At 73.7% G+C, this 11,048-nt stretch carries 9 protein-coding genes and 1 pseudogene; 5 read left to right on the top strand and 5 right to left on the bottom strand.

The annotated features are described in order from the left end of the window. Nucleotides 1-319 (bottom strand): annotated as a pseudogene (locus tag IG78_RS49660) (hypothetical protein); the annotation flags it as partial. Between the two features lie 10 nt (nt 320-329). Continuing rightward, nucleotides 330-1,283 (bottom strand): polysaccharide deacetylase family protein, encoded by a 954-nt coding sequence (locus IG78_RS0133250; protein ID WP_051853149.1) that lies wholly within the window; start codon nt 1,281-1,283, stop codon nt 330-332. Between the two features lie 244 nt (nt 1,284-1,527). Between IG78_RS0133250 and IG78_RS0133245 the strand changes: the two genes are divergently transcribed. Beyond that, complete coding sequence (locus IG78_RS0133245) at nt 1,528-2,931, top strand: methyltransferase (protein ID WP_225882302.1); 1,404 nt, start codon at nt 1,528-1,530, stop codon at nt 2,929-2,931. A 49-nt stretch (nt 2,932-2,980) separates the two neighbouring features. Here IG78_RS0133245 and IG78_RS0133240 read toward each other — a convergent pair whose 3' ends face one another. Together IG78_RS0133240 and zapE are read right to left on the bottom strand one after the other, a co-directional pair. Further along, nucleotides 2,981-4,408 carry an alkaline phosphatase PhoX gene (locus IG78_RS0133240; protein WP_051853148.1) on the bottom strand — a complete coding sequence of 476 codons (1,428 nt, stop codon included), beginning with the start codon at nt 4,406-4,408 and terminating at the stop codon, nt 2,981-2,983. 445 nt (nt 4,409-4,853) lie between these two features. After that, nucleotides 4,854-5,948, bottom strand: coding sequence for a cell division protein ZapE (zapE, locus tag IG78_RS0133235; RefSeq protein ID WP_030570571.1), 1,095 nt, complete (start codon nt 5,946-5,948; stop codon nt 4,854-4,856). A gap of 47 nt (nt 5,949-5,995) precedes the next feature. Between zapE and IG78_RS0133230 the strand changes: the two genes are divergently transcribed. From IG78_RS0133230 to msrB, 4 genes are all read left to right on the top strand, one after another. Then, entirely contained in the window at nt 5,996-6,862 is an 867-nt protein-coding gene (locus IG78_RS0133230) for a pyrimidine reductase family protein (RefSeq protein WP_030570568.1), read from the top strand. Nucleotides 6,863-6,997: 135 nt separating this feature from the next. Continuing rightward, nucleotides 6,998-7,468, top strand: coding sequence for an indole-3-glycerol phosphate synthase (locus IG78_RS0133225; RefSeq protein ID WP_107055050.1), 471 nt, complete (start codon nt 6,998-7,000; stop codon nt 7,466-7,468). Nucleotides 7,469-7,807: 339 nt separating this feature from the next. Next, nucleotides 7,808-9,214 (top strand): UDP-N-acetylmuramate--L-alanine ligase, encoded by a 1,407-nt coding sequence (gene murC, locus IG78_RS0133220; protein ID WP_030570562.1) that lies wholly within the window; start codon nt 7,808-7,810, stop codon nt 9,212-9,214. 51 nt (nt 9,215-9,265) lie between these two features. Next, the gene (gene msrB, locus IG78_RS0133215) at nt 9,266-9,673 is read left to right on the top strand and encodes a peptide-methionine (R)-S-oxide reductase MsrB (protein ID WP_030570560.1); all 408 of its coding nucleotides are present in this window, start codon (nt 9,266-9,268) and stop codon (nt 9,671-9,673) included. A 49-nt stretch (nt 9,674-9,722) separates the two neighbouring features. On the opposite strand, the gene IG78_RS0133210 is transcribed toward msrB, so the two are convergent. Next, entirely contained in the window at nt 9,723-10,982 is a 1,260-nt protein-coding gene (locus IG78_RS0133210; protein ID WP_030570558.1) for a DUF1266 domain-containing protein, read from the bottom strand. Nucleotides 10,983-11,048 lie beyond the last annotated feature (66 nt).

Below are 11,048 nucleotides of genomic sequence, written 5' to 3'. Positions count from 1 at the left end.
GCTGAGGGGGGCGGGGGAGACCGGGGGAGGCCGGGGGAGTGCCCGTTCGCGGCCGGGGGCACGGTCCCCGTCCGTCCGCTGGGTCCGCTGGGTCCGCGGTGTCCGCTGCGTCGGCGGTGTCCGCTGCGTCGGCGGTCTCGGCGGTCTCGGCGGTCTCGGCGGTGTCAGCGGTGTCAGCGGTGTCAGCGGTGTCAGCGGTGCCAGCGGTGTTGGCGGTGTCGGCGGTGTCGGCGGCGTCGGCGGTGTCAGCGGTCTCGGCGGTAGCAGCAGTGTCGGCGGTGTCGGCGGTGTCGGCGGTGCCGTCCAGGGGGTCGGCCATGACGGACGGCCTAGTTCGGGGTGGTGGCGGCGGGGGGCCCGGCCGCCGCCCCGTCGCGCCGGGCCTCGGGCGCACCTCGCGAGGCGCCGATCTGCTCCGACACCCGGACGAAGCGGAAACCGCGCTTGCGCAGCTCAGGGACGATGATGCGGACGGCGCGCTCGGTCGCGGGCGCGGCGCTGCGGGTGCAGTGCAGGACGACGACCGAACCCGGCCGCACCCCCTGAAGGACCTGCCGCGCCACCGCCTCGGGGTCCTTGGCGAACGCGTCACCGCCCACCACGTCCCACTGCACCGCCGTCACACCGGAGGGCGCGAGCTCCCGCAGCGCCCGCTGGTCGTAACAGCCGCCGGGGAAGCGGAAGTACGGCACCGGACGCTCGACGCCCGACTCGCGCAGGGCCGTGAAGGTGCGCTCCACCTCGGCGCGCATGCGGTTCGGGGCGACGGTGGGCAGGCCGTAGCAGCGGGGCGTGAAGGCGTAGTGGCTGTAGGAGTGGTTGGCGACCTCGAAGAGGGGGTCCCTGCCGATGTCCCTGGTCTGCGCCGGGTACTGCTCGGCCCAGCGGCCCGTCATGAAGAACGTCGCCGGGACCTTCAGATGGCGCAGGGTGTCGACGAGGGGCGGGTTGTCGAAGTGTTCGCCCGCCGCGGCGCGGGGGCCCTGGTCGGCCGTCATGTCGGCGTCGAAGGTGAGGGCGACGGTGGGCGCCGCCTTCGCCGAGCCGCGGGACGCCTGCTCGGTGCGCGGCGCGCTGGTGAAGACCGGGGTCAGGCCCTGCGGGCCGGGGGCCAGAGTCGGCGCCTGACGCCCGGCGGCCGCGGTCCGGTCCTCGGGGGTGGCCGCGAGGCGCTGGTGCGGCGCGGGGGAGGGGGCCGCGGTGCAGGCCGTGAGGGAGAGGGCGGCCGTGGCCAGGAGGGCCAGGGCGGTACGGGTGTTCCGGGTCCGTGCGCGAATGATCACGCCGTGAAGATATATGGGTAAATAGGATTAATGGGGTAGGCGGGCCCTCGGACTCACCCGTACACCGGACAGGCCCGGGGGCCGGAGCTGCGATGATCCGTCGTCCTCGCCGACCCGCGTCGGTGCGGTGGGGCCGGGTTTGCCAGGGGGGAGCGGCTGTGGAATCGTCCTGGGGCGCTTCCCGGTCGCCGCACGTCTCCGGGGCCCCGCGTACCGCGACCACCGAGGAGTTGACGAGCCGTCGATGCCCGAGCCCGCCGACACCCCCGACATCTCCGGCAGCGCCGACATCTCCGGCACCCCCGGTAGCGCCGACATCTCCGACGCCCCCGGCAGCATGGATACCCCCGGTACCCCCGGCAGTGATGACACCCCCGGCAGCACCGGCAGCACCGGCATCCCCGGCGGCACCGACGCCCCCGGCATCACCTGGACCGAAGACGTCCGGCCCCCGGCGCGGGCGAGGCGCGGCAGCGGGGCGGCCCCCGGAGACGGCCCCGGAGACGTTCCCGGAGACCCGGAAGCCGCCCCCGCCCCCCTCACGTACACCGCCCACTGGCACTCCGAGAGCGGACTGCCCGCGCCCCGTCGTGTCATGGTCGCCGACGACCGCATGAAGGCCGCCGTGGCCTACCGCCTCGCCTGTGAGGGCACCGCGCTGCTGTGGCGCGGCGACTACCAGGGCGCCCGGCAGTTGCTCCGCGCCCTCGGCAGCCGCCTGGACCGGCTCGCGCCGAAACCCGGCGCCACCCCGGCCGAGACGTTCCACCGGCACCGGCAGGCCCGCGGCCACCGGGCCAGGGTGCTCGGCATGCTGCTCGTCGTCCTGGAGGACGACCACGGCCTCGCGCTGCGCCGCGCCCCCGACGTGCGAACGGCCTGCACGGAGGCCTACGGCCCGCCCCGGCGGCGCACCGTCGTGTCGCTGCGCGAACTCCTCGGTGTGATCGGCGCCCACGAGTGGCGCCGCAAGGGTGTACCGGTCCCGGCGGTCGACGGCCGCATCCACCCGCACTACGGCGTTTTCTCGCCGGTCCGGGGCGAGTACGTGGACCTCGTCGCCACCGCCCCGCTGCCCGCCGCCGCCCACCGCGCCCCCGCGGCCGCCACCGCCTTCGACCTCGGTACCGGAACCGGCGTCCTCGCCGCCGTCCTCGCCCGCCGGGGCCTCGGCCGGATCGTCGCCACCGACAGCAGTCCCCGCGCCCTCGTCTGCGCGCGCGACAACGTGACGAGGCTCGGCATCGGCGACCGGGTGGAGGTCACGGACAGCGGTGACCTGTACCCGGCGGGCCGTGCCGCCCTCGTCGTGTGCAACCCGCCGTGGCTCCCGGCCCGCCCGACCTCCGCCGTGGAACAAGGCGTGTACGACCCCGACAGCGCGATGCTGCGGGCCTTCCTCGCCGGGCTCGCCGACCATCTGGAGCCGGCGGGAGAGGGCTGGCTGATCCTCTCCGACCTCGCCGAACACCTGGGTCTGCGCTCCCGCGGCGAACTCGACGAGGCATTCGCCGCGGCCGGTCTGCGCGTCGTCGACCGACTCGACGCCAAGCCACGCCACCCCCGCGCGAGCGACGCCTCGGACCCCCTGCACACGGCCCGCGCCGCCGAGGTCACCTCCCTGTGGCGGCTCGCCCCGGCCGCCTGAGCCGCCGCCCGCCCCGTACCCGGACACCGGAACGGGCGGCGGACGGCCGCTACTTGCGCCAGGGCCCCGTCACCGCGAACGTCGTGCCGGGCGTGTAGCAGTTCACGTACATCGTGTCGTCGTCGGGCGAGAAGGCGACGCCCGCGAACTCGCCCCACTCCGGCTTCTCGGGGGTGCCCGTGTTCTGGGCGTTGCGCGCCATCGCGTAGACCTCGCCGCCGCGCGTCACGCCGTACACGTGCTGGATGCCGCCGCCGTCCTCGCACACCATCAGGCCACCGCTCGGCGCGAGGCAGATGTTGTCGGGGGACTCGCCGGGCAACTGGACGTCGGTGCCGGGGCCGAACACGATCACGAGGGTGAGGCGGCGCCGCGCCGGGTCGTACCGCCACACCTGGCCGTAGTGGTCGGCGGCCGAGCCCTCCGCGCTGCGCGCGTAGCTGGACACGAAGTACACGCAGCGGCCGCCCCAGTAGCAGCCCTCCAGCTTCTGCGCGTGCGTGATCCCCTTCGGGCCGAAGTCCTGATGGCGTACGGGGGTCTCGGCGGCCAGCGGGTCCGGTACGTCCGCCCACGTGACGCGGTCGAACGACGTGCCCGGCTCCTGTACGGCGGACAGGTCCGCGAGGCCCGGCACCCGCATCGCCTGGAGCCTGCCGCCCGCGCGCAGTGAGCCACGGCCGCCCTCGGGCCTGTCCGGCAGGAAGCGGTAGAACAGGCCGAAGGGCCGCTCGAAGGCGTCCTCCGTCTCGTAGACGACACCGCGCCACGGGTCGACCGCGACCGCCTCGTGCTGGAAGCGGCCCATGGCGGTCAGCGGGACGGCGCCCGAGCGCCGGGGGTCCACCGGGTCGACCTCGAAGATGAATCCGTGATCCTTGGTGTAACCGTTCGTACCGGCCTTGTCCTCGGTCTCCTCGCAGGTCAGCCAGGTGCCCCAGGGGGTGGGCCCGCCCGCGCAGTTGACGGCGGTACCGGCGATGGCGACCCGCTCGTCCACCACCCGGCCGCGCCGGTCGAGCGCGAGCGCCGTACAGCCGCCCTTGGCCGCCGGATCGTAGGTCAGGCCCTTGACCGTCGGCACGCCCAGCTTCGCCGTCGCGCGGTTCTCGTGATTGCGCACCAGGTGCACGCCGCCGCGCCTGCCCCCGAACGCGGCCATCCCGTCGTGATTGCCCGGCACCTTGCCCTCGCCCGAGCGCAGTTGGTCTCCCTCGCGGGAGAGGACCCGATAGCGGAAACCTTTCGGCAGGTCGAGCAGGCCGTTCGGGTCGGGTATGAGGGGGCCGTAGCCGCCGCTGCCGCGGGGGGCCGCGGTGGCGGTGCCCGCGAAGAGTTCCGACAGGGCGCCGGTGAAGGCGATGGACGCTCCCAGTGCCCCCGTGCGGGCGAGTACTTGGCGCCTGGTCGCGGACGGCTCCGTCGCGGACGGTTCGCTGGCGGATATCTCAGTCGCGGACGTCTCGGTGTCGGGCATGGCAACCTCCTGCTGGCGGACAGGAACTGACCCGCATGTGTGTATCACGCAGGGCTGCCTCGCACGAGAGTTTGAACGCGGCCCCGGCCCCGCGGGGCGGATCTTTCCCCTGCGGGCACGTCGTGGCTGGTCGCGCAGTTCCCCGCGCCCCTTCGGGGGCACGTCCGCCCGACGGTGGCCGACGGGCCCCGTCAAGTGCGCACCCGCGTGCCCCTTCGGGGGTACGTGCGGCCGACGGTGGGCGGTGGGCCCCGTCAGGGGCGCGGGGAACGGCGCGACCAGCGCAAGCGGATCCGCACCCGAAAAGAGTGCGCACCCGCGTGCCCCTTCGGGGATACGTCCGGCCGACGGTGGGCGGTGGGCCCCGTCAGGGGCGCGGGGAACGGCGCGATCAGCCCGAGCGGATCCGCAGCCGAAAAGAGGGCGCACCCCCGGGCCGGGGGCGTCAGGGCGTGGCCAGGGGCTTCGCGTCGCGTGCCAGCGCGGTCAGGCGGGAGATCGCACGGAAGTACTTCTTCCGATACCCACCGTTCAGCATCTCCTCGCTGAAGAGCTCGTCGAACGGCACCCCGGAGGCGAGCACAGGGATCTCGCGGTCGTAGAGCCGGTCGGCGAGGACGACCAGGCGCAGCGCCGTCGACTGGTCGGGCACCGGGGCGACGTCCGTGAGGCACACGGCGCTGAGGCCGTCGGTCAGCGCGCCGTAACGGCTGGGGTGCACCCGCGCCAGGTGCCCGAGCAACTGCGGGAAGCCGTCGAGGCTCGCGCCCCGCGTCGCGTACGCGGCCTTCGTGACCTGCTCCTCGGAGTACGGGGCCGGGGCCTCGGGAAGACCGCGGTGGCGATAGTCCTCGCCGTCGATGCGCAGGGCCTTGAAGTGGGCCGAGAGACCCTGGATCTCACGCAGGAAGTCGGCGGCGGCGAACCGGCCCTCACCCAGCTTGCCCGGCAGCGTGTTGGAGGTCGCGGCGAGCGCCACACCCGCCTCGACGAGCTTGCCGAGCAGGGACGACACCAGGACGGTGTCGCCCGGGTCGTCCAGTTCGAACTCGTCGATGCACAGCAGCCGGTGCCCGCTGAGCGTACGCACGGTCTGCTGGAAACCGAGGGCGCCGACGAGATTGGTCAGCTCCACGAACGTGCCGAAGGCCTTGAGCGCGGGCTCGGCGGGAGTGGCGTGCCACAGGGACGCGAGGAGGTGGGTCTTGCCGACGCCGTAGCCACCGTCGAGATAGACGCCGCGCGGCCCGGCCGGCACCGACTGCTTCGCACGCGCGAACCAGCGCCGCTTGCCCGCGCCCGTCGCGTGCGCCCCGCCGAGCCCCTCCGCGAAGCCGCTGAGGACGCGCACGGCCTCGGCCTGGCTCAACTGTCCCGGGTCCGGGACGTAGGTGGCGAAGCGGGCCGAGTCGAACCGCGGCGGCGGCACCATCTCGGCGACGAGCCGGTCCGCGGGCACCTGCGGCTCGCGGGCGCTCAGGGATGCGGGGACCGCTTCGGGTATGGGGCTCTGCCCGGCGGCAGGGGTGGTGTCTGACACGGTGCTCCACTGTAGAGCGGTATCGGCGCCGTGTAAGACTGCCCGGCATGCGACGCCTGTTCCCTGTGACCGACCACACACCCGCGCCGACCTCGGCGAAGAGTGCGCCGGACGCCGCGCCCGGGGACCGCGAGGGGCCCCTGGACGACCATGAGTGGTCCCTGGACGAACTCGCCGACGCCTACGCCTACCCCGAGGCCGACCACGGCGGGCCCGCCGTCTGGCTGCGCGCCAACATGGTCTCGTCCCTCGACGGCGCGGCCCAGCACGACGGCCGCTCCCAGCCCCTGTCCAGCGACACCGACATGCGCATCTTCGGTACGTTGCGCTCCCTCGCGGACGCCGTGGTCGTCGGCGCGGAAACGGTACGCCAGGAGGGTTACCGTCCGGCCAGGGCCCGGGAGGCCTTCGCGGCCCGCAGTGCGGCGGCGGGCCAGGCGGCGGCCCCCGCGATCGCGATCGTGAGCGCCGGCCTCGACCTGGACTTCTCCCTGCCCCTGTTCACCGCCCCGCTCACGCCCACCCTCGTGGTGACCGGCGCCGCCGCGCCGGCCGACCGGATGGACGCGGCGCGACAGGCCGGGGCGGAGGTGGTGATCGCGGGTGAGGGCACGGGGGCGGACCCCGGGCGGGTCGTCAGGGAGCTCGGCGCGCGGGGGCTGAACCAACTGCTCACCGAGGGCGGGCCGCGGCTGCTCGGCCAGTTCGTCGCCGCCGGTGCGCTCGACGAGCTGTGCCTGTCGGTGTCGCCGCTCCTGACGGCGGGGAGCGCCCAGCGCATCGCGGACGGCCCCGGGCTCGCGGTGCCCGAGCGATTCGTACTGACGTCCGTGCTCGAAGAGGCCGGGTTCCTGTACACGCGGTACCGGCGGGCATCTGACAGTACCGGCGGGGCATCTGACAATCGCATCTGACAATCAGCGGAATATCCCGTTCCGTTTCGCTTCCGCGGGGCACACTAAGTCACGCGACCCCGGCTCGGACGGGGGAAGGATGGTTTCCGCAGGTGCCGGTCGCGCGGCCACGGAAGAGAAGGACGGACGCCTGTCGTGTTCACAAGCGTATTGATGATCGAGAAGGCCCTCACGTCCGCCGACGTGGAATTCGTCAGCACCCTGCACGGCGACGAGCCGGTCACGTTCCAGGTGCTCTTGCAGCCCCGCGGCGACCAGGCGGACCGGCTGCTTCGGGCCATCGACGACGTGGCCCTCGGCGAGCTGGACGAGGCGGTCCGCGAGGGTGAGGTGCCCGAGGGCGAGGACGCCGTGGGGCCCGCGGGGCGGGCGCTCCAGGTGTCGCTCATGGCGCTGCGGGCGACGGGCAGCGCGGCGGAGGGGCGGCTGATCGAGCGGCATCCCCTCGACGTGCTCCAGGAGGTGGTCGACGAGGTCGGTGCGGACGAGGTCATCGTGCTCACCGAGCCCCACCTCGTCGAGGAGTTCTTCCACCGGGACTGGGCCTCGCGGGCCCGGCACAAGGTAGGCGTGCCGGTCCTGAAACTTTTCGCCCACAGCACGTAGCGCCGGCGCTCGGCCGTGACCGGGGTTGTCGCGCTGCGCGCTCGTCCTCAAACGCCGGACGGGCTGAAACCGGCCCGTCCGGGGAGATCCAGCCAGCCCGGGGGAAATTCAGCCCGTCCGGCGTTTGAGGACGAGGCCGCCAGGCCGAAAAGCTTGAGCCTCAGCCGAGAAGGCGGCCCGCAGGACGGGAGGGCGAGCCGTAGGACGGGCGGGCCGCAGGCCGATCGAGCGGCGTCGAGGCGGGACGGACACCAGGCCCGGTGGGTGGCCGAGGCGACCGGGGGAGACCCGGTTAGGGTGGGCCCGGTACGTACCGTCGCAGCCTCTCGGGAGAGAAACATGGCCCCCGGCCTTCCCACCGCCATGGACCGACCGCACTTCATCGGCATCGGCGGCGCCGGAATGTCGGGCGTCGCCAAGATCCTCGCCCAGCGCGGCGCGAAGGTCGCGGGCAGCGACGCGAAGGACTCCGCGACCGCCGACGCCCTGCGCGCCCTCGGCGCCCGGGTCCACATCGGGCACGCGGCGGACCACCTCGCCTCCGACGCGACCTGCGTCGTCGTCTCCTCCGCGATCCGCGCCGACAACCCGGAGCTGGCCCGCGCCACGGAGCTCGGCATCCCGGTCGTGCACCGCTCGGACGCGCTCGCCTCCCTCATGGACGGCCTGCGCCCGATCGCCGTCGCGGGCACCCACGGCAAGACCACCACCACGTCGATGCTCGCGGTCAGCCTCGCCTCCCTCGGGCTGCACCCCTCGTACGCGATCGGCGGCGACCTGGACGCGCCAGGATCCAACGCCGACCACGGCACCGGCGAGATCTTCGTGGCGGAGGCCGACGAGAGCGACCGCAGCTTCCACAAGTACGCCCCCGAGGTCGCGATCGTCCTCAACGTGGAGCTGGACCACCACGCCAACTACGCCTCGATGGACGAGATCCACGAGTCCTTCCAGACCTTCGCCGACAAGATCGTGCCCGGCGGGACGCTGGTCGTCGCCGCCGACCAGGAAGGCGCGCGGGAGCTCACGCGGCGGATCGCGAAGAGCAGGCCCGAGCTGCGCGTCGTCACCTACGGCGAGTCCGCCGACGCCGACGTGCGGATCACCGGAGTGACGCCGCAGGGCCTCAAGAGCGAGGTCACCGCCGTCATCGACGGCACCGAGCTGCGCTTCACCGTCTCCGTGCCCGGCAGGCACTACGCGCACAACGCCGTCGCCGCGCTCGCCGCGGGCGTCGCCCTCGGCATCCCGGCCGCCGAGCTGGCCCCGGCCCTGGCCTCGTACACCGGTGTGAAGCGCCGCCTCCAGCTCAAGGGCGAGGTCGCGGGCGTGCAGGTCGTCGACTCCTACGCGCACCACCCGACGGAGATGACCGCCGACCTGGAGGCCATGCGGGCCGCGGCCGCGGGCGCGGGACACGCCCGCCTCCTGGTGCTCTTCCAGCCGCACCTGTTCTCCCGCACCCAGGAGCTCGGCAGGGAGATGGGCGCCGCCCTGGCCCTCGCCGACGCCTCCGTGGTCCTCGACATCTACCCGGCCCGCGAGGACCCGATCCCCGGTGTGACCAGCGACGTCATCATCGCCGCCGCCCACACGGCGGGCGCCGACGTGCGCGCCGTGCACGACAAGGAGACGGCGCCCGCGGTGATCGCGGGAATGGCGAAGCCCGGTGATCTCGTTCTCACCATGGGAGCGGGCGACGTCACCGACCTCGGCCCGCTGATCCTGGCCGAACTGTCGAAGTGAGCCACCCCGGCCCCCGCCGGGGCCGGACCGCACCGGAAGGGGACATGTCCCATGTCGTACGACGTCGAGAAGCCCGACGAGCAGTGGCGTGCGGAACTGACCCCCGCCGAGTACCAGGTCCTGCGCCAGGCCGGCACGGAGCCCCCGTTCCGCGGTGAGTACACCGACACCACGGCCAAGGGCGTCTACTCCTGCCGCGCCTGCGGAGCGGAGCTCTTCACCTCCGAGGAGAAGTTCGCGTCCCACTGCGGCTGGCCGAGCTTCTACGACCCGAAGGACTCCGACGCCGTCGAACTGATCGAGGACCGCACCCACGGCATGGTCCGCACGGAGGCCCGCTGCGCCCGCTGCGGCTCGCACCTCGGCCATGTCTTCGAGGGCGAGGGCTATCCGACGCCCACCGACCAGCGGTACTGCATCAACTCGATCTCGCTGCGCCTGTCGGAGGACGGTAGCTGACTCACTCCGGGGGGGCGGACAAGTCCGGCGCGGACTGTCCGGGGCGCCGTCAGCGGAAGTCCACCGTCAGCCACGGGCTCTCCGGGTCCGTCGTCAGGGATCGGTGGGCCCGAAGCACCGTCGTGTACCAGGTCCCGAACTCCTCCTGGTCGAAGTGCAGACAGCGGCCCAGGACGTAACCGGCCGAGAACTCCGGCCAGGACGTGTACACCGCCCCGGCCTCGTGGGCGGTGCGTTCCAGGGCGGCGACCAGTTCGGAGTGCGACGCGTAGCGGGCGCCGCGGCCCCAGCGGGCCATCTTCGACGCGCGGCCGAGGTCCCAGGCCGCGACCGAGCGGACCTGGCCGCCGGGCGGGAGCAGGCCGTCCGCGCGGAAGCGGGCCTCGTAGCGGAGCACCTTGCCGACCAGGCCGCGCAGCGCGGCGACGAACTGGTCCAGCTCCGGGTCCGAGCCCGGCAGGCACGGCGTCCCCGGCCCGCCGCCGTCCGCCACCCGCTCGCGCAGCGCCGACTCCACGCGCTCGCGCCACAGCTCCGGATCCACGGGCGTGCCCCGCTCGGCCGCGAGCGCGGCACGGGCGCCCAGGACGAAGTCCCAGTACCAGGGGCTGACTTCCCGGCCCAGAAGACGCTTCTGCACCTCGCGCCACTCCTCCCTGCCCCGCACCCCCCACCACTCCTCCAGGCGCGCCACCTCGTTGCTGTAGCCCGCGCCGTGCCAGTCGAGGGTGTTCCAGGCGTCGCCGTTGGCGAAGCACAGATGGGCGCCGCAGGCCAGGCCGTGCAGCACGAGGCCCGCCGGCGCGCCCGTGCGGCGGGTGTCCACGCGGTCGTCGACGCGGCCCGGCCTGTGGTGGTCGTCGTGCAGGTCCGCCCAGACCTGCCGCTCCTCCTCCGTCGTCAGGTAGTACTGCTCGCACGGCGTCTGCGTGTTGACCACCAGTACGTCGATGTCCTCGGGCCAGGACCGCGCGAGGGTGCCGAGGGTCACGTACTCGTAGACGACGTCGGGGTGCGGACGCGGCAGGAGCCCGGCCGTGTACATCTGCGCCACCCTGCGGCCGTCGGGGACCTCGACGCTGAACAGCGGCGGCGCGTCAGGCGCCGCGGCGAAGTCGGTGAGCGGCACCGGGCGGTAGAGGCCCTCCACGGCGAGCGCGCGCAGGTAGGCGTAGCCGTCCTCCGCCTCGGCCAGCTCGTACAGGTGCTCCTCCAGGTCGGCGGGCGCCTGCCAGCGGGAGCCGTCCCGCGGCGCCGGGACGACCGGGAACACGTCGTCGTGGTACTCGTCCTCGGCTGCCGCGTACATGGCCGGCTTCTCGCTTCCGCGTCGTTCGGGATGTTCCGCGCCCGGCGTTTTTCATGGTGCGGATGA

Source organism: Streptomyces aureocirculatus, from assembly GCF_000720475.1.
Classification (GTDB): Bacteria; Actinomycetota; Actinomycetes; order Streptomycetales; family Streptomycetaceae; genus Streptomyces; species Streptomyces aureocirculatus.
The sequence above is the reverse complement of the archived record's forward strand: the minus strand, read 5'-3'. Positions and strand labels throughout refer to the sequence as shown.